14 protein-coding genes are annotated in these 20,943 nt (G+C 74.1%); 3 read left to right on the top strand and 11 right to left on the bottom strand.

Translation table 11 applies throughout. The features are described 5' to 3' along the window. Positions 1–431: 431 nt before the first annotated feature. On the bottom strand, positions 432–1,535 hold the full coding sequence (locus I3F54_RS02370; protein WP_240116857.1) for a citrate synthase 2: 1,104 nt from the start codon (positions 1,533–1,535) through the stop codon (positions 432–434). A gap of 288 nt (positions 1,536–1,823) precedes the next feature. Here I3F54_RS02370 and pdxH point away from each other — a divergent pair, with 288 nt between their 5' ends. Next, positions 1,824–2,534, top strand: a complete 711-nt coding sequence (gene pdxH, locus I3F54_RS02365) for a pyridoxamine 5'-phosphate oxidase (protein ID WP_240116856.1) — start codon at positions 1,824–1,826, stop codon at positions 2,532–2,534. Positions 2,535–2,722: 188 nt separating this feature from the next. Here pdxH and I3F54_RS02360 read toward each other — a convergent pair whose 3' ends face one another. From I3F54_RS02360 to I3F54_RS02315, 10 genes are all read right to left on the bottom strand, one after another. Further along, complete coding sequence (locus I3F54_RS02360; RefSeq protein WP_240116855.1) at positions 2,723–3,334, bottom strand: TetR/AcrR family transcriptional regulator; 612 nt, start codon at positions 3,332–3,334, stop codon at positions 2,723–2,725. After that, positions 3,313–4,056: an enoyl-CoA hydratase family protein gene (locus tag I3F54_RS02355; protein WP_240116854.1), complete on the bottom strand. Its 744-nt coding sequence runs from the start codon at positions 4,054–4,056 to the stop codon at positions 3,313–3,315. The genes I3F54_RS02360 and I3F54_RS02355 overlap by 22 nt, the downstream gene beginning before the upstream one ends. Next, positions 4,053–5,624 (bottom strand): 4-coumarate--CoA ligase family protein, encoded by a 1,572-nt coding sequence (locus I3F54_RS02350; RefSeq protein ID WP_240116853.1) that lies wholly within the window; start codon positions 5,622–5,624, stop codon positions 4,053–4,055. The genes I3F54_RS02355 and I3F54_RS02350 overlap by 4 nt, the downstream gene beginning before the upstream one ends. 29 nt (positions 5,625–5,653) lie before the next feature. After that, on the bottom strand, positions 5,654–6,820 hold the full coding sequence (locus tag I3F54_RS02345; RefSeq protein WP_240116852.1) for an acyl-CoA dehydrogenase family protein: 1,167 nt from the start codon (positions 6,818–6,820) through the stop codon (positions 5,654–5,656). A gap of 146 nt (positions 6,821–6,966) precedes the next feature. Then, complete coding sequence (locus tag I3F54_RS02340; protein ID WP_240116851.1) at positions 6,967–8,850, bottom strand: biotin carboxylase N-terminal domain-containing protein; 1,884 nt, start codon at positions 8,848–8,850, stop codon at positions 6,967–6,969. 9 nt (positions 8,851–8,859) lie between these two features. Then, a complete protein-coding gene (locus I3F54_RS02335) occupies positions 8,860–10,458 on the bottom strand; it encodes a carboxyl transferase domain-containing protein (protein ID WP_240116850.1) in 1,599 nt (532 codons plus the stop codon). Beyond that, entirely contained in the window at positions 10,455–12,140 is a 1,686-nt protein-coding gene (locus I3F54_RS02330) for an acyclic terpene utilization AtuA family protein (protein ID WP_240116849.1), read from the bottom strand. The genes I3F54_RS02335 and I3F54_RS02330 overlap by 4 nt, the downstream gene beginning before the upstream one ends. After that, complete coding sequence (locus tag I3F54_RS02325; RefSeq protein ID WP_240116848.1) at positions 12,137–12,952, bottom strand: TIGR03084 family metal-binding protein; 816 nt, start codon at positions 12,950–12,952, stop codon at positions 12,137–12,139. Before I3F54_RS02325 ends, I3F54_RS02330 begins: the two co-directional genes overlap by 4 nt. 227 nt (positions 12,953–13,179) lie before the next feature. After that, positions 13,180–14,127 (bottom strand): DMT family transporter, encoded by a 948-nt coding sequence (locus tag I3F54_RS02320; protein ID WP_240116847.1) that lies wholly within the window; start codon positions 14,125–14,127, stop codon positions 13,180–13,182. Positions 14,128–14,390: 263 nt separating this feature from the next. After that, entirely contained in the window at positions 14,391–17,300 is a 2,910-nt protein-coding gene (locus I3F54_RS02315) for an FAD-binding and (Fe-S)-binding domain-containing protein (protein ID WP_240116846.1), read from the bottom strand. Between the two features lie 299 nt (positions 17,301–17,599). On the opposite strand from I3F54_RS02315, the gene serC reads away from it, so the two are divergent. Beyond that, on the top strand, positions 17,600–18,718 hold the full coding sequence (serC, locus tag I3F54_RS02310; protein WP_240116845.1) for a phosphoserine transaminase: 1,119 nt from the start codon (positions 17,600–17,602) through the stop codon (positions 18,716–18,718). A gap of 408 nt (positions 18,719–19,126) precedes the next feature. Beyond that, entirely contained in the window at positions 19,127–20,761 is a 1,635-nt protein-coding gene (gene dacB, locus I3F54_RS02305; protein ID WP_240116844.1) for a D-alanyl-D-alanine carboxypeptidase/D-alanyl-D-alanine-endopeptidase, read from the top strand. Positions 20,762–20,943 lie beyond the last annotated feature (182 nt).

Genomic DNA, 20,943 nt, shown 5'->3' with positions numbered 1-20,943 from the left:
GATCCGGAGGACCCGAACCGGCGGATCCGGAAAAAAGTGGTTGAAGCGCGGCCGGTCGGGTTCCTAGGGTGGCGAGCACACGAGAAGGGAGGTGGTTCGGCAGATGTATGGAAACCGGACGCGTGAGGTGGCTGCGGGCTAGCGGTCCGTCACCACACCAGTGCGGTGCCGGACCAGCACGTGACAGACGCGTGCAGCCGGCCCGATCCCAGCAGTCACCCGACCCGCGAGTCGCCGGTACGTCCGGCCGGCCCCTCCCCAGGAGGGCCGGACTCGCGGGTCGTCTGCGTTCTCCGGAGGCGCGGTACGCCGGTGCCGCGACCACGGCACGACACGGGGCGGTGGGCCCCGTGTACACCGCCACGGCATCACACACGGCTGATGGGCCCGGCGGGACGCCGTACCGGCGGGCGGCGGTGTCCCGCCTACGGCTACTGCTCGGTGAGGTCCGCGTAGCCGTCGACGTCGCGGGGGCTGCGCGGGCCCGGACCGACGTAGCGGGCGGTGGGGCGGACCAGGCGGCCGGTGCGCTTCTGCTCCAGGATGTGCGCCGACCAGCCCGCCGTCCGGGCGCAGGTGAACATGGACGTGAACATGTGCGCCGGGACCTCGGCGAAGTCCAGGACGATCGCCGCCCAGAACTCGACGTTGGTGGCGAGGACGCGGTCGGGGCGGCGGTTGTGCAGCTCCGCCAGGGCCGCCTTCTCCAGGGCCTCGGCGACCTCGTACCGGGGGGCGCCGAGTTCGCGGGCGGTGCGGCGCAGGACGCGGGCCCTGGGGTCCTCGGCACGGTAGACGCGGTGGCCGAAGCCCATGAGGCGTTCGCCGCGGTCCAGGGCGTTCTTGACGTAGGCGTCGGCGTCGCCGGTGTGCTCGATCTCCTCGATCATGCCGAGGACGCGGGAGGGGGCGCCGCCGTGCAGCGGGCCGGACATCGCACCCACGGCGCCCGACAGGGCTGCCGCGACGTCCGCGCCGGTGGAGGCGATGACGCGCGCGGTGAAGGTGGAGGCGTTCATGCCGTGCTCGGCGGCGGAGGTCCAGTAGGCGTCCACGGCGGCGACGTGCTTGGGGTCGGGCTCGCCCCGCCAGCGGATCATGAAGCGTTCGACGACGGAGCTCGCCTTGTCGATCTCACGCTGCGGGACCATGGGCAGGCCCTGGCCGCGGGCGGACTGGGCGACGTAGGACAGGGCCATGACGGCGGCGCGGGCGAGGTCCGCGCGGGCCTGGGCCCCGTCGATGTCCAGCAGCGGTTTGAGACCCCACACGGGCGCCAGCATCGCGAGCGCGGACTGCACGTCGACGCGGATGTCACCGGAGTGGACGGGAATGGGGAACGGCTCCGCGGGCGGCAGGCCCGGGTTGAACGCACCGTCGACCAGCAGGCCCCAGACGTTGCCGAAGGAGACGTGGCCGACCAGGTCCTCGATGTCGATGCCGCGGTACCGGAGGGCGCCGCCTTTCTTGTCGGGTTCGGCGATTTCCGTCTCGAACGCGACGACTCCCTCGAGTCCGGGTACGAAGTCGGACATCAGGCGGCTCCTCATGATGTGTGCGACGGATCGTGGGGGTGGGACGGATCGTGTAGGGGTGTGGGACGCGACCTCCGCGGTCTGGACCGATGTGGGGTGGAGCGGCTCGGGTGCCGGGTGGTTGGCCGTGTGATGCCCGGTCCGATGGGGGGTCATCCCCACTGTCACCCCGCGGGGCGGCATCAGCACCATATCCCCGAGTGCCAGATCTGGGCAGCTTTCGCGGCACTCAGTGCCACCATACGTTCCGGACCGGTCTGCGGAACGGGGACCCGGCGAGGACCTGGTATGCGGCAAGATGACCGCGTGACCGACCCAGACGACCGCCCCCTCGATCCGACCGACTCCCTCGCTCCGGACCCCGCCTCGATGCGCAAGCAGTACCGGGCCGAGGGCCTGACCGAGTCCGAGCTGGCCGCCACCCCGGTGGAGCAGTTCGCGCGCTGGTTCCAGCAGGCCGCGACGGAAGCCCACCTGTTCGAGCCGAACGCGATGATCGTCTCCACGGCGGACGCCGAGGGACGGCCCGGCTCGCGCACGGTGCTGCTGAAGCACTTCGACGAACAGGGTTTCGTCTTCTACACCAACTACGGCTCCCGAAAGGCGCGTGACCTGGCGGAGAACCCGCACGTGTCCCTGCTGTTCCCCTGGCACGCGATGGCCCGGCAGGTGATCGTGCAGGGCGTGGCGCGGCGGACCGGGCGGGACGAGACGGCCGCCTACTTCCGCTCCCGGCCGCACGGCTCGCAGCTGGGCGCGTGGGCGAGTGCGCAGTCCCGTGTGATCACCTCGCGTACGGAGGTCGACGCCGCGTACGCGGAACTGGCGGCCCGCTACCCGGAGGGCGAGCAGGTGCCGGTGCCGCCGCACTGGGGCGGCTTCCGGGTGGCGCCGCAGCAGGTGGAGTTCTGGCAGGGCCGGGCGAACCGGCTGCACGACCGGCTGCGGTACACGGTGGAGCAGGACGGGACCTGGCGGGTGGAGCGGCTGAGCCCCTGAGCCCGCGGCCCCGTCGGGGCCGGACCCGCACCCGGACCGTGCGGCGGCCGTCCAGGACCCGGGAGGGGCGGGGGCTCAAGCCGTCGGTGGGCTCCGGCCGGTCCCGGAACTCCGGGGCCGAGTGGGCGAAGGCGAAGCAGCCGTGCCCGCGGTGACCGTGGCCACCGGCGCCGGCCGGGCAGGGCCCGTCAGCCCAGCGCCGCGTCCAGCAGTCGGGCCCACTGCGCCACGACCGGGTCCCGGCGGGCCCGGTCGTCGGTGAGGAGGTTGGCCAGGCCCAGTCCGCGGGCCATGTCCATCAGTCCCTGCACGGTCTCGCGGACGCCGGGGCGGGACTCGTCGGCGCCCAGCAGCTCCACGGCGATGCGGTGGGTCTCGCGGCCCACGTGGGCCTCCAGCTCCGTGACGCGCGGACGCAGCTGCTCCTCGTCGCAGGCGGCGACCCACAGGTGGAGTGCGGCGCGGAAGAGGGGACCGGTGTAGAGGTCGACGAGCGCGGCGACGACGGCGCGGCGGTCGCCGGCCTGCGCACCCTGCGGGAACAGGGCACGCAGAGCCAGCGAGCGCTCCTCGGCGACGTACTCCACGGCCGCCGTGAACAGGTCCTCCCGGGTCGGGAAGTGGTGCTGGGCCGCACCGCGGGAGACGCCGGCGCGTTCGGCGACGACGGAGACGGTGGAGCCCGCCCAGCCGTGTTCGGCGAGGCAGGCCACCGCGGCCTCCAGCAACCGCTGCCGGGTGGCACGGCTGCGGTCCTGCTTGGGGAGGCGATCGCCTTCTACTGTGCTCGCAGCACCCATACCGGATCCCGTCGTTCTAGGAAGGCCGTCATCCCCTCGCCGGCCTGCGGGGAGGAGAACAGCCGGGCCGAGAGCGCGGTCAGGTCGGCCGCGTCCCGATCGAATGCTTCCAGCACCCTAGCCGTGAGCAGCGCCTTCGTCTCGGCCAGGCCCTGGGGGGAGGCCCGGCGCAGGCCGTCCAGAACGGGTTCCAGGGTCACGTCGACGTCCTCGCCCTCCGCCGTCAGCAGGCCGACGCGGACCGCTTCGGACGCGGTGAAGCGCTCACCGGTGAGGTAGTAGCGGGCCAGGGCGCGGGGGTCGGCGCGCGGGAGGATCGGCAGGGAGATCACCGCGGGGGCCACGCCGATGCGGACCTCGGTGAAGGCGAAGGTGGCCTGCCGGGACGCCGCCGCCATGTCGCAGGCCGCGAGCAGGCCGAGGCCGCCCGCGCGGACATGACCGGTGATCCTCGCGACGACGGGCTTGCGCAGTTCGACGATCTGCCGCAGCAGCGCCACCAGTGCGTCCGGCGCGGGCGGGTCCCGCAGGTCGGCGCCCGCGCAGAAGGTGTTCCCGGTGTGGGTGAGGACGACGGCGCGGACGTCGCCGTCCTTGCCGCAGTCGGCGAGGGCGTCGGCGAGGGCGGTGACGAGGGCGGCGGACAGCGCGTTGCGGGTGTCCGGGGAGTCGAGGCTGAGGGTTTCCACGCCCCGGTCACGGGTGCGGCCGACGAGGGTCATGACGTGTGCTCCCTGAGCTGCCGGCGCAGGATCTTGCCTGAGGTGGCCCGCGGGACGGTGTGGACGAAGGTGACCTGGCGTATCCGTTTGTAGGGGGCGACGCGTTCGGCGACGTACATCATGACCTCCCCTTCGGACAGGCCGTCGGACTCCGGCTGGCGCACGACGTAGGCGCGCGGGATCTCGGTGCCCTGGTCGCCGGGGACGCCGATGACGGCGGCATCGGCGATGCCGGGGTGGGTGAGCAGGAGGGCCTCCAGTTCGGCGGGGGCGACCTGGAAGCCCTTGTACTTGATGAGTTCCTTGACCCGGTCGACGACGAAGAGCCAGCCGTCCTCGTCGACGTGGCCGACGTCCCCCGTGTGCAGCCAGCCGTCGGGGTCGATCATCGCGGCGGTGGCGTCGGGGCGGCCGAGGTAGCCCTTCATGACCTGGGGGCCCCGGATGAGGATCTCGCCGGGCTCGCCGGTGCCGAGGTCCTTGCCGGAGTCGTCGAGGGAGACGATGCGCATCTCGGTGCCGGCGATGAGCCGGCCGACGGTGCCCGCGGGGGCCCGGTGCATGGCATCGAGGGGGACGACGTGGGTGCCGGGGGACAGCTCGGTCATACCGTAGGCCTGGCCGACGGGCGGCAGGCCCAGCCGCCGCGAGCAGGCGGCGGCGAGCTGGGCGTCCAGCGGCGCGGCGGCGCTGACGACGTACTTCAGCGACGACAGGTCGTACTGCGCGACGAGCGGGTGCTTGGCGAGCGCCAGGACGATCGGCGGAGCCACGTACAGGCCGGTGATGCGGTGTTCCTGGATGGCCGCGAGGAACGTCTCCAGATCGAAGCGGGGCAGGACGACGACGGTGGCGCCTTGGCGCAGGGGCGCGTTCATGAGGGCGGTCAGGCCGTAGATGTGGAAGAAGGGCAGTACGGCGAGGATGCGGTCGCCGGGGCCGGCGGTGATCGCCGGCGCGAGCTGGGCGAGGTTGGTGGCGATCTGCCGGTGGGTGAGCATCACGCCCTTGGGGATGCCGGTCGTCCCCGACGAGTACGGCAGGACGGCCACGTCCCCGGCGGGGTCGATGCGGACGTCCGGCTCGGGGGCGGCGCTCGCCAGCATGTCGATCAGTGAGCGGTGCCCGGGCGCGCTGTCGCAGACGAAGATCTCCTCGATGCCGCCGGCGAGTTCGGCGGCCCGCCGCGCGGCCTGGAGCAGCGGGGAGACGGTGACGATCCAGCGGGCCGCGGAGTCCTTCAGCTGCTTGGCGAACTCCTCCGGTGTGGCGAGGGGGTGGACGGTGGTGACGCAGGCGCCGGCGCGGGTGGCGGCGTAGAAGGCGGTCGGGAAGGCGATCGTGTTGGGGCTGTGCAGGGCGAGCACGTCGCCCTTGCGGACGCCGGCCTCGGCGAGCGCGGCGGCGACGCGCCGGTGGAACCGGTCCACCTGCTCGTAGCCGAGTGTGGTGCCGTCGGTGCCGTCGATCAGGGCAGGTGCGTCCCCGAACTCGGCGGCGCGGCCCAGAACGGCCTCGTGGATGGGCAGTTCGACGGCCGGGACGTCTGCGTACTCGCTGCGGAACACGGTTCCTCCTCGCACGGCGGTGTGCCGGATCAGTACGACTTCGGCAGACCCAGGGTCTGGTGGGAGACGTAGTTGAGAATCATCTCCCGGCTCACCGGGGCAATACGAGCCACGCGGGCGGCCGTTATCAACGACGCCAGGCCGAACTCGCGCGTGAGGCCGTTTCCGCCGAGGGTGTGCACGGCCTGGTCGACGGCCTTCACGCAGGCCTCCCCGGCCGCGTACTTGGCCATGTTGGCCGCCTCGCCGGCGCCGGAGTCGTCCCCCGCGTCGTAGAGGTGGGCCGCCTTCTGCATCATCAGGCGGGCCAGTTCCAGGTCGATGTGCGCCTGCGCCAGCGGGTGGGCGATGGCCTGGTGCGCGCCGATGGGCGTCTTCCACACGGTCCGTTCACGCGCGTAGTCGAGGGCGCGGGCGAGTGCGTGGCGTCCCATGCCGATCGCGAACGCGGCCGTCATGATCCGCTCCGGGTTCAGCCCGGCGAACAGTTGCAGCAGACCCGCGTCCTCGTCGCCGACGAGTGCGTCGGCGGGCAGCCGTACGTCGTCCAGGACCAGCTCGAACTGCTTCTCCGCGGCGGTGAGTTCCATGTCGATGGGACGCCGGGTGAAGCCCTCGGCATCGCGCGGGACGATGAACAGGCAGGGCTTGAGGCGGCCGGTGCGGGAGTCCTCGGTGCGGCCGACGATGAGGGTGGCGTCGGCGATGTCCACGCCGGAGACGAAGACCTTCCGGCCGGTGAGCAGCCAGTCGCCGCTGTCGGGGTCGCGGCGGGCGGTGGTGGTGATGCGGTGGCTGTTGGACCCGGCGTCCGGCTCGGTGATGCCGAAGGCCATGGTGCGGGTGCCGTCGGCGAGGCCGGGGAGCCAGGCCTGCCGCTGCGCCTCGGTGCCGAAGCGGGCGATCACGTTGCCGCAGATGGCGGGGGAGACCACCAACATGAGCAGGGGGCAGCCGGCCGCGCCGAGTTCCTCCAGGACGAGGGCGAGTTCGGTGATGCCGCCGCCCCCGCCGCCGTAGGCGTCGGGCAGGTTGACTCCGAGGTAGCCGAGCTTGCCGGCCTCCTGCCAGAGCTCGGTGGGGTGGCGGCCTTCCGCGACGGTCCGGGTGATGTAGTCGCGGCCGTAGCGGTTGCCGAGGGCCGACACGGCGGATCGGAGGGCTTTGTGCTCGTCGGACTCGATGTGCGTGGTCATGGGTCTCCTCCGGGCTGCGGGTTGGGTGGGGTGGCTCGCGGGAGGTCCGTGGTGCGGCGGAGCGGTGGTGCCTCGGATCGGCGGAGCCGCCGCGGGGCGGCGGGCCGGCTGGGCCGCGGGGCCTCGGGTCGGGGGCCCCGCCGCCCTCAGCCGGGGTCGACGACCGCCAGCAGCGCGCCGACCGTGACCTGCTGGCCGGGCACGGCGTGCAGGGCGGTGAGCGTTCCGGTCGTGGGTGCCGAGATCCGGTGCTGCATCTTCATCGCTTCGAGCCACACGATCGGTTCGCCGGACCGGACACTCGATCCGGTGACGAGACCGTCGGCGACCTTGACGACCGTGCCCGGCATGGGCGCGAGCAGGGAACCGGGGGCGTGCTGGGCGGCCGGGTCGGAGAAGCGGGGCAGGGCGGTGAGGCGGTCCGCATTGACGTGGACCTCGGCGCCCTCGTCGCCCTCGGCGCCCTCGTCGCCCTCGTCGCCGTAGCGCGCCACCTCGTAGCGGCGCCGCACGCCGTCGACGTCGAGGACGACCAGGCGGGCGCCGGCGTGCACGACGCGCACGCCGGGGGTCTCGGTGGTGAAGCCCGTCCGGGTGTGGAGGTAGCGCACCTCATGCACCTCTCCCGCCATCGCGTACCGCTTGACCTGCGGCTGGGACGGCAGGTTGCGCCAGCCGCCGAAGCGGGAGCGGCCATGGGCGTCGGCGAGGGCGGCGGCCAGGGGGGCGTGCGGATCGGGAGCGGGCGCCGTCAGGTCGGCGAGATGGCGGTCGTAGAAGCCGGTGTCCATGCGGGCGGCGGCGAACTCCTCGTGCCGCAGGGACCGCACCAGCAGGTCGCGGTTGGTGACCGGGCCGTGGACGGCCGCCCGTTCAAGAGCGCCGGCGAGTCTGCGCAGTGCCTCGCCGCGGGTGGGGGCGTGCGCGACGACCTTGGCGAGCATCGGGTCGTAGTGGACGCCGATGCCGTCGCCGTCGGCGTACCCGGTGTCCAGGCGCACGCCCTCCGGTACGGCGAGGTGGTGCAGGGTGCCGGTCTGCGGGGCCCAGTCGCGGGCCGGGTCCTCGGCGTACAGGCGGGCCTCGATCGCGTGGCCGCGCGCGGGGGGCGGTGCGTCGGCCAGGGCGTGGCCCTCGGCGACGCGGATCTGCTCGGCGACGAGGTCGAGGCCGAAGACCGCCTCGGTGACGGGATGCTCGACCTGGAGGCGGGTGTTCATCTCCAGGAAGTGGGCGCGGCCGTCGGCGACGAGGAACTCGACGGTGCCCGCGCCGATGTAGGAGACGGCGCGCGCGGCGCGCACGGCCAGCGCGTGCAGCTCGCGTTCGAGCCCCGCGCTCAGGCCGGGCGCGGGCGCCTCCTCGATCACCTTCTGGTGCCGGCGCTGGAGGGAGCAGTCACGGGTGCCCAGCGCCCACACCGTGCCGTGCGTGTCGGCGAGGATCTGCACCTCGACGTGGCGGCCGTCGACGACGTACGGCTCGACGAACACCTCTCCGTCACCGAAGGCGCTCGCCGCCTCGGCGCGCGCGCCCTCCAGCGCGGCGCCGAGCTCCTCCAGGCGGCGCACGACGCGCATCCCGCGCCCCCCGCCGCCCGCGGCCGCCTTCACCAGTACCGGCAGATCGGCCTCGGTGACCTCGCCCAGGGGCTCGATCCCCATGAGTTCCTTCGCCCTGGTCTTGGACGCCATCTCCTCGATCGCCCGCGGGGGCGGTCCGATCCAGACCAGCCCCGCGTCCCGCACGGCGCGCGCGAAGTCGGCGTTCTCGGAGAGGAAGCCGTACCCGGGGTGCACGGCGTCGGCACCGGCGGCGAGCGCCGCCTTCACGATCAGGTCGGCCCGCAGGTACGTCTCCGCGGGCGTCGCCCCGGGCAGCCGCACCGCCTCGTCCGCCACGCGTGTGTGCAGGGCGTCGCCGTCGGCGTCCGCATACACGGCCACCGTCCGGATGCCCAGCTCACGGCAGGTGCGGAAGATCCGGCAGGCGATCTCGCCGCGGTTGGCCACCAGCACGGTCGCAATCATGTGGATCCCTCACATCCGGAAGACGCCGAAGCCACCGCGGGCGCCCTCGTAGGGCGCCGTGTGGAGGGCGGACAGGCACAGTCCGAGGACGGTGCGGGTGTCGCGCGGGTCGATGACGCCGTCGTCGTACAGCCGCCCGGACAGGAACATCGGCAGCGACTCGGACTCGATCTGCTGCTCCACCATGGCGCGCAGCGCGGCGTCGGCCTCCTCGTCGTACGGCTGCCCCTTCGCGGCGGCCGACTGCCGGGCGACGATGGACAGCACGCCGGCGAGCTGCTGCGGGCCCATGACCGCCGACTTGGCGCTGGGCCAGGCGAACAGGAAGCGCGGGTCGTAGGCCCGCCCGCACATGCCGTAGTGCCCGGCGCCGTAGGAGGCGCCCATGAGCACCGACAGGTGGGGGACGCGCGAGTTGCTCACCGCGTTGATCATCATCGCGCCGTGCTTGATGATGCCGCCCTGTTCGTACTCCCTGCCGACCATGTAGCCGGTGGTGTTGTGCAGGAACAGCAGCGGGATGTCCCGCTGGTTGGCGAGCTGGATGAACTGGGCGGCCTTCTGTGACTCCTCGCTGAACAGCACGCCCCGGGCGTTCGCCAGGATGCCGACCGGGTAGCCGTGCAGTGCCGCCCAGCCCGTGCACAGGCTCGTCCCGTACAGCGGCTTGAACTCGTCGAAGTCGGAGCCGTCGACGAGGCGGGCGACGACCTCGCGCGGGTCGAAGGGGGTCTTCAGATCACCGGGGACGATGCCGAGGAGCTCCTCCTCGGCGTACTTGGGCGGTTCGGCGGGGGGCGGGTCGCCGTACGCCTTGCGGTGGTTGAGGCGGGCGACGACCCGGCGTGCCTGCCGCAGGGCGTCCGGTTCGTCGACGGCGAAGTAGTCGGCGAGGCCCGACACGCGCGCGTGCATGTCGGCACCGCCGAGGGACTCGTCGTCGCTCTCCTCCCCCGTCGCCATCTTCACCAGCGGCGGTCCGCCGAGGAACACCTTCGCCCGCTCCTTGACCATGATCACGTGGTCGGACATGCCGGGGACATAGGCGCCTCCGGCGGTGGAGTTGCCGAAGACGACGGCGATCGTGGGGATACCGGCCGCCGACAGCCGGGTCAGGTCGCGGAAGATCGCGCCGCCCGGGATGAAGATCTCCTTCTGGGAGGGCAGGTCGGCACCGCCGGACTCCACGAGGCTGATGCAGGGCAGCCGGTTGGTCAGGGCGATGTCGTTGGCGCGCAGGGCCTTCTTCAGCGACCAGGGGTTGCTGGCGCCGCCGCGGACCGTCGGGTCGTTGGCGGTGACCAGGCACTCCACGCCCTCGACGGTCCCGATACCGGTGACCAGAGAGGCGCCGACGGTGTGGTCGCTGCCCCAGGCTGCCAGCGGCGACAGCTCCAGGAACGGCGTGTCGGGATCGAGGAGCAGCTCGATCCGCTCGCGGGCGAGGAGCTTGCCGCGCCCGCGGTGCCGTTCGACGTACTTCCCGCCGCCGCCCGCGAGGACCTTGGCGTGCTCGGCGGACAGCTCGTCGAGCTTGGCCAGCATCGCCTCGCGGTGGGCCCGGTAGTCGGTGCCCGCGGTGTCCAGGGTGGAGGTCAGGACGGTCACAGCAGAACCTCCGGGATGTCCAGGTGGCGGGCGCGCAGCCATTCGCCGAGTGCCTTGGCCTGCGGGTCGAAGCGGTGCCGGGCGGCGACGCCGGCGCCGAGCAGGCCCTCGACGGTGAAGTTCACGGCGCGCAGGTTCGGCAGGACGTGCCGGGTGACGGGCAGGTCCCGGCTCTCGGGGATCAGCTGCCGGAACCGGTCGGCGGTCAGCTCGTGCACGAGCCACCGCCACGCCTGCTCGGACCGCACCCACACCCCGACGTTGGCGTCTCCGCCCTTGTCGCCGCTGCGGGCCCCGGCGACCAGGCCGAGCGGTGCGCGGCGCACCGGTCCCGGCGGCAGGGGCGCGGGCGGCGCGGGCTCCGGCACGGCGTCGAGCGGGCGGGTCCCGCGGGGCGGGGCCACCGCGACGCGGCTCCCGTCGGGGAGGACCGCGAGGTGCGCGACGGCGTCCTGGGGGACGCTCGCCGTCTCGAAGACGCCGTACGGCGAGCCCTTCCCGGGCGGCGCGAGCACGTGGAAGCCGGGGTAGCTCGCGAGCGCCAGCTCCACGGCCGCCCCGCTCAGCGCCCGCCCGACGGCCACCTGGTCCGGGTCGCGCACGACGAGCCGCAGCAGGGCGCTCGCGGTCTCCTCGGTGTCGGCGTCGGGCCGGTCGGTGCGGGCGAGCGTCCAGCGGGCCTCGGCGACCTTGCCGAGGGCCCCCTCCATCTGCGCCCGCACCAGCTCGGCCTTCGCCTCGACGTCCAGGCCGGTGAGGACGAAGACGACCTCGTTGCGGAAGCCGCCGAGGCGGTTGACGCCGACCTTGAGCGTCGGTGGCGGGGCCTCGCCGCGCACACCCCCGACGCGCACCCGGTCGGGGCCCTCCTGGCTCAGCCGTACGGTGTCCAGCCGGGCGGTGACGTCGGGCCCGGCGTACCGGGCGCCGGCCGTCTCGTACAGCAGCTGGGCGGTGACCGTGCCGACGTCGACGAGACCGCCGGTGCCGGGGTGCTTGGTGATGACGCTGCTGCCGTCGGCGTGGATCTCGGCGAGCGGGAAGCCGGGGCGGCGTACGTCGGCGCCCCGGAAGAAGGCGTAGTTGCCGCCGGTGGCCTGCGCGCCGCACTCCAGCACGTGCCCGGCGACGACGGCGCCCGCGAGCGGGTCGTGGTCCGCCGGAACCCACCCGAAGTGGGCGGCGGCCGGCCCGGTGACCAGCGCCGCGTCCGTCACCCGCCCGGTCACCACCACGTCGGCGCCCCCGCGCAGGCAGGCGGCGATGCCGAAGCCCCCGAGGTAGGCGTGTGCGGCGAGCGCACCCGGGTGGGCGCCGTGCAGGTCGTCGCCCTCGACGTGGGCCACGCGCACGGGGATGCCGAGCCGGTCGGCCAGCTCCCGTACGGCGTCGGCGAGTCCCGCCGGGTTGAGGCCGCCGGCGTTGGCGACGATCCGCACGCCGCGCTCGTGCGCCAGGCCGAGGCATTCCTCCAGCTGACGCAGGAAGGTGCGGGCGTACCCGGCGGCGGGTTCCTTGAGCCGGTCCCGGGCCAGGATGAGCATGGTCAGCTCGGCGAGGTAGTCACCGGTGAGGACGTCCAGGTCGCCACCGGTGAGCATCTCGCGCAGGGCGTCGAAGCGGTCGCCGTAGAAGCCGGAGGCGTTGCCGACGCGGAGGGGTTCGCCCGGGGCGGGGCTCATCGCGGGCCCCTGTCCACGGGGCCGCCGGCCTCCTGCGGGGCACGCCCGCCGCCCGGCGGCCCCGCGAAGGCCTGGGCGATGTCCAGCCAGCGGTCGGCGTCCGGGCCCTCGGCGGTCAGGGCGAGGTCGGTGCGGTGGGCGCGCTGGGTGACCAGCAGGCAGAAGTCGAGGGCGGGCCCGCTGACGCGCTGGGGGGCGTCCTCGGGGCCGTACGCCCACAGCTCGCCGGAGGGGGCGAGCAGTTCGACGCGGAAGGGGTCGGCGGGAACGGGCAGGCCGTGGACGCCGTGGGCGAAGTCGCGGGTGCGGACGCCGAGGCGGGCGATGTGCCGCAGGCGGTCGGTGGGGGCGCGGGTGACGCCGAGCGCGTCGGCGACGTCCTGGCCGTGCGCCCAGGTCTCCATCATGCGGGCGGTGGCCATGGAGGCGGTGGACATCGGCGGGCCGTACCAGGGGAACCGGGCGCCGGGTGGGGCCTCGCGGAGCGCCCGGTCGAGCGCGGCCCGGCCGTCCCGCCAGCTCGTGAGCAGTTCGGCGGGCGGGAGGAGCGCGTACTCCTCGGCGCCGTCGTCGACGAAGCGGTCGGGGGCGGCGAGGGCCTTCTCCACCAGCGCGTGGAAGCCGTCCTGGTCGGTGACGGCCAGCAGGGCGGAACGGTCGGTCCAGGCGAGGTGGGCGATCTGGTGGGCGATGCTCCAGCCGGGGGCCGGGGTGGCAAGGGCCCACTGCTCGGAAGTCAACTCCCCTACCAGAAAGTCGAGTTCGGCGCTCTCGGCGCGCAGGTCGTCGATCACGGGCGTCGGATCTGACATGGGGGGAGCATGGCAGCGGAGCCATAAACAATCAAGCATGCTTGCATGATTTCTTCGCGGGCCGCGACGGGCCACAACAGACCACGTCCGGCCATGCCCACGTCCGCCTCGTCCGCGTCCGGCCGCAGCCACGGCGCCCGCGGCACCGGCCGGCCCTCCGGCGCCCCCGCGCGCTCAGCCCTCCCGCGCGCCGCGCCCGCCCGGAGTGCCGCGCCCGGAGCTTCCGCTCAGACCTCCACGGCGCCCTTCGCCCGGGCCACCTGCGTGCGCACCGCTCCCATGCTCGCCGCGATGACGAGCGCGATGGCGACGCTCTGCGCGGCGGACAGCGCCTGCCCCAGGACCAGGAAGCCGGCGGTCGCGGCGACGGCGGGCTCCAGGCTCATCAGGACCGCGAAGGTGGGTGCGGGCAGGCGCCGCAGGGCGAGGAGTTCGAGGGTGTAGGGCAGCACGGAGGACAGCAGGGCCACCGCGGCACCCAGCCCCAGTGTCACCGGGTCGACGAGCCTGCCGCCGGCCCCCGCGACACCCAGCGGCAGGAAGAGCAGCGCACCCACCGCCATGGCCAGCGCCAGCCCGTCCGCCTGCGGGAACCGCCGGCCGGTGCGGGCGCTGAAGACGATGTACGCCGCCCACATGGCGCCCGCGCCCAGCGCGAAGGCGACACCGGCGGGGTCGAGGTCGGAGAAGCCCCCGCCGCCGAGCAGGAAGACGCCGGTGAGGGCGAGCCCGGCCCACAGCACGTTGATGGCGCGGCGGGTGGTCAGGACGGAGAGTGCCAGCGGGCCGAGGACCTCCAGCGTGACCGCCGGGCCCAGCGGGATGCGGGCGACGGACTGGTAGAAGAGGCCGTTCATCGCGGCCATGGTGACCCCGAAGACGATCACGGTGCCCCAGTCGGTGCGGGAGTGCCCACGCAGCCGGGGCCGGCACACCACGAGCAGCACCACCGCCGCCACCAGCAGCCGCAGGGCCACGACACCGAGCGCGCCGGCCCGCGGTATCAGGGTGACCGCCAGCGCCCCGCCGAACTGCACCGAGACACCGCCGGCCAGCACCAGGCCGACGGGGCCGAGGGAACCGCCCCGGTGGCGGCCCGGCGTGCCGGCCGGTGCGGGGGCGGGGTGGGTCGCGGTCTGCGCGGCGGTGGGGGCTGCGGCGTCGGGGGAGGTCACGGGCTGTCCAGGTGCTCGGCTCGAAGATCGTCCATCATGATGCACTTCCCGGTCCAGAGTAATGGACCAAGTCGGCGACCGGAACCCGGGCCCGCCCCGTCGGCGCCGCCCACCTTCCCCCTGGGCACCGCCCCTCCCCGTCCCGGCGGCGCCCGGTGGCCGTCCGAACGAGGCAACGGGGAAGCAGGTGGACGTCCCGGCGGCGCCGGGGCCGGGCCCGCCCCGGCGGCCACACCCGCTCTCCGCCGCTCCCGGTCGCGTCCTCAGCCGCCCGCCGTCGCGCCCCCCGCAGCGTCTCCCGCCCCGACATCCCCTCGCAGTGCCTGCGCCAGCACCTCGGCCAGATGCCGCCCCCGCGCCCCCGCCAGCTGCTGAAGCTGCGTCCGGCAGGAGAAACCGTCGGCCAGGAGCACCGCGTCCGGCGCGGCGTCCCGTACCGCCGGCAGGAGCTGCTCCTGCGCGCACGCCCGCGAGACGTCGAAGTGCCCCTTCTCGAAGCCGAAGTTGCCGGCCAGTCCGCAGCAGCCGCCGGTCAGGTCGCCGGTGAGGCCGGCGGCCTCGCGCAGCCGCCGGTCTGCCGCGTCGCCGAGGACCGCGTGCTGGTGGCAGTGGGTCTGGCCGGCCACCGGGCGGTCGACACGGGGCGGGGTCCAGCCGGGCGCGTGCCGCTCCAGGGTCTCCGCGAAGGTCAGCACGCGGGCGGCCAGGCGGGCGGCGCGCGGGTCGTCGTGGAGCAGCTCCGGCAGGTCGGTGCGCAGGGCCGCCGCGCAGCTGGGCTCCAGGACGACGACCGGGGCGGCCGTCTCCAGCACCGGTTCCATCAGGTCGAGGGTGCGCCGCAGGACCGTCCGGGCGCGATCGAGCTGACCCGTGGAGACGTACGTCAGCCCGCAGCAGACGCGGCCCCGGCCCCGCAGCAGCGACACCGGGTCGAGGGCCACCGTCCGGCCGTCGCCCACGGGCGGGCGCCCGAGATGCACGGTCGGCGGGAGCGCCACCCGCAGTCCCGCCGCCTCCAGTACGCGGACGGCCGCACGCCCCACCGACGGCGAGAAGTACTCGGTGAAGGTGTCCGGCCACAGGACGACCAGGTCACCGCCGTCCGCCGGGCCCCGCGGGCCGCGCCGCTCCCACCACCGGCTGAACGTCCGGCCCGCCAGCCGTGGGATCCCCCGCTCCGGCGCGATCCCCCCGGCCCGCTTCGCCGCCCACGCCAGCGGCGGTACGGCGGCCAGGGCGTTCACGAGCCGTGCCGTGCGCGTCCGCGCCACCCGGCGCAACCACACCGGCAGCCACCCCAGCGCGTAGTGGGCCGCCGGGCGGCGGCGCCCGGCGTAGTGGTGGTGCAGGAACTCCGCCTTGTAGGTGGCCATGTCGACCTCGACGGGGCAGTCGGAGCGGCACCCCTTGCAGGACAGGCACAGGTCGAGTGCGTCACGCACCTCCGCCGAGTGCCACCCGTCGGTCACCAGTTCCCCGGCGAGCATCTCGTGCAGCAGCCGGGCGCGTCCGCGCGTGGAGTGTTCCTCCCGCCCCGTCACGCGGTACGACGGGCACATCACGGTGGGCCCGGACACCGTCTCCGTACGGCACTTGGCGACGCCCACGCAACGACGTACCGCCGCCGAGAAGTCGCCACGGTCGGCCGGGTATCCGAAGGCCACCTCCACCGGCTCGCGCGGCAGGACGGCGAAGCGGAGGTTCGCGTCCAGGGGGGCCGGGCGCACCAGCACACCGGGGTTGAGCAGGTCGTCCGGGTCCCAGAGCGCCTTCGCCCGCTCGAACAGGGCCACCGTCTGCGCGCCGTACATCCGCGGCAGCAGCTCCGAGCGCGCCAGCCCGTCCCCGTGCTCCCCCGACAGCGAGCCGCCGTGCGCCACCACCAGCTCGGCCAGTTCCCCCGAGAAACGCCGGTAGTGGGCCACACCCGCCGCGGTCACCAGGTCGAAGTCGACGCGGACGTGGATGCAGCCGTCGCCGAAGTGGCCGTAGGGGGTGCCGCGCAGGCCGTGGGCGGCCAGCAGGGCGCGGAAGTCCCGCAGATAGGCGCCGAGTCGCGCGGGCGGCACCGCGCAGTCCTCCCAGCCCGGCCAGGCCTCCGTGCCGTCCGGCATCCGGGTCGCCGTGCCCGCCGCGTCCTCGCGGATCCGCCACAGTGCGCGCTGCGCCGCCGGGTCGGTGACGACCGCCGCGTCGAGGACGTCGGCCGAGCGGACGATCGTCTCGGCGCGCGCGCGTGCCTCGTCCGCCGACTCCCCTCCGGTCTCCACGAACAGCCAGGCCCCGCCGCGGGGCAGCGACACCGCCGACGGCACCAGGTCGGCCGCCATGCCCTCCACCGTCAACGGCCCGTGCGCCAGCAGCCCGGCCGCCGCCTGCGCCGCCGCGCTCTCGTCGGTGTACCCCAGCACCGCGAGCGCCCGCGCGGGGGGCGCCTCCACGAGCCGCACCACCGCCTGCGTCAGCACGGCCAGCGTCCCCTCGCTGCCGCAGAAGGAGCGGGCCACGTCGGCGCCGTTCTCGGGCAGCAGCGCGTCCAGGGCGTATCCGGAGATGCGGCGGGGCAGTCCGGGGAAGCCGGTGCGCAGCCGGGCCAGGTTCCCCTCGGCCAGCTCCCGCAGGCCGTCCGGTGCACCCGCCCACTCCCGCCCGAGGCGCAGCCGCCTCCCCCGCGCGGTGATCACGTCCAGCCCGGCCACGCTGTCCGCGGTCGTCCCCCAGGCCACCGAGTGCGCACCGCAGGAGTTGTTGCCGACCATCCCGCCGAGCGTGCACCGGCTGTGTGTGGAGGGGTCCGGGCCGAACCGCAGGCCGTACGGGGCGGCGGCCTCCTGGAGCCGGTCCAGGACGAGCCCGGGCTGGACGACGGCCGTGCGGGCCTGCGGGTCCAGCCGCAGCAGGCGGTTCATGTGCCGGGTGAAGTCCAGCACGACGCCCGTCCCCGTGGCCTGGCCCGCGATCGACGTACCCGCGCCCCGCGCGACCACCGGCACCCCGCGCGCCCGGCACGCCTCCAGCACCGCGGCCACGTCGTCGGCGTCGCGCGGGGCCACCACACCCAGCGGGACGCGCCGGTGGTTGGACGCGTCCATCGTGGTCAGCGCCCGTGCGGTGACACCGAAGTCCACCTCGCCCCGGACGGTGCCGCGCAGTTCTGCCTCCAGATCCGTCATGCCCTCCAGCATGCATCCGGCCACCGTCCGTCACCACGGCCCCGCGCGTCCCCGCCCGGCCCGCGTCCGCCCGTCACCGCGAGCCGTCTCACGGCCGCCTCCTCGCCGCCTTCCCCACCGCCCCCCGCCACCTCTCCGGGGCCGTCCCACCGCCCTCTCCCGGCGCTCCGCCTCCCGCCGCACGCCCTCTTCCACCCCCCGCCCGCTTCGTAGTTCCCCACACGTTCGGGCACCCGCGGACTCGTCTCATCCGACGGACACGTTTCGTTCGGGTTTCTTCGAGGGGATACGCTCCGCTCGTGGCTGAGATCCAGATTCCTGCTGACATCAAGCCCGCGGACGGTCGATTCGGCGCGGGCCCCTCCAAGGTGCGGGTGGAGGCGCTGGACGCCCTGGCCGCCACGGGTACGTCCCTGCTCGGCACCTCCCACCGCCAGGCCCCCGTCAAGAACCTGGTCGGTCAGGTCCGCGAGGGCGTCCGCGAGCTGTTCGCGCTGCCCGAGGGCTACGAGGTCGTCCTCGGCAACGGGGGCTCCACCGCGTTCTGGGACATCGCGACCCACGGCCTGATCGAGAACAAGTCGCAGCACCTCGCCTTCGGCGAGTTCAGCTCCAAGTTCGCCAAGGCGGCCAAGCTGGCCCCGTGGCTCGCCGAGCCCACCGTCATCGCCGCCGACCCGGGCACGCACCCCGAGGCACGGGCCGAAGCGGGCGTGGACGTCTACGCGTTCACCCACAACGAGACCTCGACCGGCGTCGCCATGCCGATCAAGCGGGTCCAGGGCGCCGACGCGGGCGCGCTGGTCCTCGTCGACGCCACGTCCGGCGCGGGCGGCCTCCCGGTCGACGTCGCCGAGACCGACGTCTACTACTTCGCCCCGCAGAAGTCCTTCGCCTCCGACGGCGGCCTGTGGATCGGCGTGTTCTCCCCGGCCGCTATCGAGCGCGCCGAGCGGGTCCACGCCTCCGGCCGCCACGTCCCGGAGTTCTTCTCCCTGCCGACGGCGATCGACAACTCCCGCAAGAACCAGACGTACAACACCCCGGCCCTCGCCACCCTCTTCCTGCTGAACCAGCAGCTCGAGTGGATCAACGGCCAGGGCGGGCTCGGCTGGGCCACCGCGCGGACGAAGGACTCCTCCGGCCGTCTGTACGCCTGGGCGGAGGAGTCCAAGTACGCGACCCCGTTCGTCACCGACCCGGCCAAGCGCTCCCAGGTCATCGGCACGATCGACTTCTCGGACGAGATCGACGCCGCCGCCGTCGCCAAGGTCCTGCGCGCCAACGGCATCGTCGACACCGAGCCGTACCGCAAGCTCGGCCGCAACCAGTTGCGCATCGCGATGTTCCCGGCGATCGACCCGGCGGACGTCGAGGCGCTGACGAAGTGCGTCGACCACGTGATCGAGCGCCTCTGAGCGCTGCTTCCCCGGGTTCACCCCGGGGACTTCCCGGAATCCTCCGGGAGCTTTCCCGGACTTCCCCCGGGCTTCCCCGACGGGGGCGACACGGCGTGTCGCCCCCGTCGGCCTTCTCCGCGCCCCGCACGCACCCGGCCGGCCTCCGGACCCGACTGAAGAAACCGTTCCCCCCGCACACCGGCCACGGTCGGCCCGCGTGCCCCGCCTTCGCCGCCGGTCGCACGCGCGCCCTTCACCGCATTGCGCCGACGGGGTGACCTCGGCCAAGTTCGCACAAATATCGCCCCATATGACCGATAAGCACGCTGTGCGCTTCTACGATGCGGCGAGTGCCCGGTGGCCGGGACCGATCCGTACCGCTGCACCGGCCCCGGCTTCCGGCTTCCGACCCCAGCAGGTGGAACTGTGAGATCGAAGATCCGTAACTGGCGCGGCTGGGCCGCCGCAGGCACGCTGCTCGCTGTCGTCACGACCACGGCCGCGACCGCCCCCGCCGCCGACTCCGGCCAGCACCTCGGCCCCGAGATCACGGCGATCATGCACAAGCCCGGCTACGAGTACGCGCGGTGGGGGGTGACGGAGACGGACCTGGAGACCGGCCGGGTCATCCACGCGATGGGCGCCGGGCAGTTCTTCATCCCCGGTTCGGCGGAGAAGCTGTTCAGCGTCTCCGGCGCCTGGCACACCCTCGGCGGGGACCACCGGTTCACCACGCCGGTCCAGGCCCTGGGGCGGCGGCACGGCGGAGTCCTCACCGGCGACCTCGCCCTCGTCGCTCAGGGCGACCTCACCATGGGCGGGCGCACCGCGCCCGACGGCAGCGTCTCGTACACCAGCATCGACCACACCTACGCCAACAGCCTCCCCGGTGCCACGCTCACCCCGGAGGACCCGCTCGCCGGGATCAACGACCTCGCCGCCCAGGTGCGCCGCTCGGGCATCACCGAGGTGCGCGGCGACGTCATCGTGGACGACCGCGTCTTCACGCCGCCCGCGCTCGACCCCCGCCCGTACCCGCTGATCATCAACGACAACGTGATCGACCTGCTGACCACGCCGACCCGGCCGGGCCGCCCCGCCCGGCTGTCCTGGCGCCCGCAGGTCGCGCCGTACCAGGTGACCTCGACGGTGAGGACGGTGGCGGCGGGCGGCACGACCGACATCGAGGTGTCGGCCTCCGACGACGGCACCCGGATCACCCTCTCCGGCACGATCGCCGCCGACGCGCAGCCGACGCTGCGGATCTCCGCGGTACAGGACCCCGCCGCCTTCGGGCGCACGGCCCTGATCGAGGCCCTCGGCCGGGCGGGCGTGAAGGTCACCGCCGCGGCGACCGGCCCCAACCCGGAGGGCGAGCTGCCACCGAGCCCGATCGGCGGCCGGCGGGTGGCCGCGTACGTCTCACCGGTGTACGCCGAGTACGCCAAGCTGATCCTGAAGGTCAGTCACAACCTGGGCGCCAACCTGGCCCTGTGCAACATGGCCGTCACCACCGGAAGCCACGACTGCACGGACGGCTTCCCGGTGCTCAGGTCCTTCCTGAAGCGGGCCGGCGTGGACCCCGGGCAGATCCAGCTCGCGGACGGCCGGGGCGGCGACCCCGTCGACCGGGCCACGCCCGTCGCCCTGGAGCAGATGCTGCACTACTGGCAGGGCACCCCGGACGCGGACCGGTTCCGGCTCGCCCTGCCGATCCTGGGCGTGGACGGCAGCCTGTCGGCCTCCTGCACCGACTGCCCCGCCAAGGGCAAGGTGTTCGCCAAGACGGGCACGGTCGTCGGCTTCGACACCCTCAACCAGCGCTTCGCGGTGGGCGGGCAGACCCTGGCCGGCTACCTGGAGGCGGCGGACGGCCGTCTGCACACCTTCTTCGTCGGCGTCAACGGCGCTTCGACCCCGGACATCCAGGGCGTGTTCGGCGTCGCCGACGACGTCAACTCGATCGCCGCGCTGCTCCAGGAGCAGGCCGCGCGCGGCGATGACCACGGGCACGGCCACGGCCACGGCCACGCGGGCAGGCGCGCGGGCGGCACGGCCTGACCGCGGAGGACCACGCACACGAGGGGCGCCCGCTGGCCGGGCGCCCCTCGGCACGTCCCGGGAGGTCGTGCGGCTCACGCTGGGCACTCGCCGCCGTCACGCGCCCCCCGGATACGCCGGTGAAGCCGCCTCGACGTTCGCGAGGTGCCCTCCGGCGGGGTGCCGGGCCCGAGGACGTCGTC

The sequence above is a fragment of the Streptomyces sp. MUM 2J genome (assembly GCF_022414535.1).
Classification (GTDB): domain Bacteria; phylum Actinomycetota; class Actinomycetes; order Streptomycetales; family Streptomycetaceae; genus Streptomyces.
This window is presented reverse-complemented; position numbering and strand designations above follow the sequence as displayed.

Excerpts from the sequence above, each read along its gene's own strand:
- I3F54_RS02355 (WP_240116854.1), bottom strand. The coding sequence starts at position 4,056 with ATGACCCTCGTCGGCCGCACCCGTGACCGGGGCGTGGAAACCCTCAGC.
- I3F54_RS02325 (WP_240116848.1), bottom strand. The coding sequence starts at position 12,952 with ATGTCAGATCCGACGCCCGTGATCGACGACCTGCGCGCCGAGAGCGCC.
- I3F54_RS02340 (WP_240116851.1), bottom strand. The coding sequence starts at position 8,850 with ATGATTGCGACCGTGCTGGTGGCCAACCGCGGCGAGATCGCCTGCCGG.
- pdxH (WP_240116856.1), top strand. The coding sequence starts at position 1,824 with ATGCGGCAAGATGACCGCGTGACCGACCCAGACGACCGCCCCCTCGAT.
- I3F54_RS02330 (WP_240116849.1), bottom strand. The coding sequence starts at position 12,140 with ATGAGCCCCGCCCCGGGCGAACCCCTCCGCGTCGGCAACGCCTCCGGC.
- I3F54_RS02370 (WP_240116857.1), bottom strand. The coding sequence starts at position 1,535 with ATGTCCGACTTCGTACCCGGACTCGAGGGAGTCGTCGCGTTCGAGACG.
- I3F54_RS02315 (WP_240116846.1), bottom strand. The coding sequence starts at position 17,300 with ATGACGGATCTGGAGGCAGAACTGCGCGGCACCGTCCGGGGCGAGGTG.
- I3F54_RS02360 (WP_240116855.1), bottom strand. The coding sequence starts at position 3,334 with ATGGGTGCTGCGAGCACAGTAGAAGGCGATCGCCTCCCCAAGCAGGAC.
- I3F54_RS02345 (WP_240116852.1), bottom strand. The coding sequence starts at position 6,820 with ATGACCACGCACATCGAGTCCGACGAGCACAAAGCCCTCCGATCCGCC.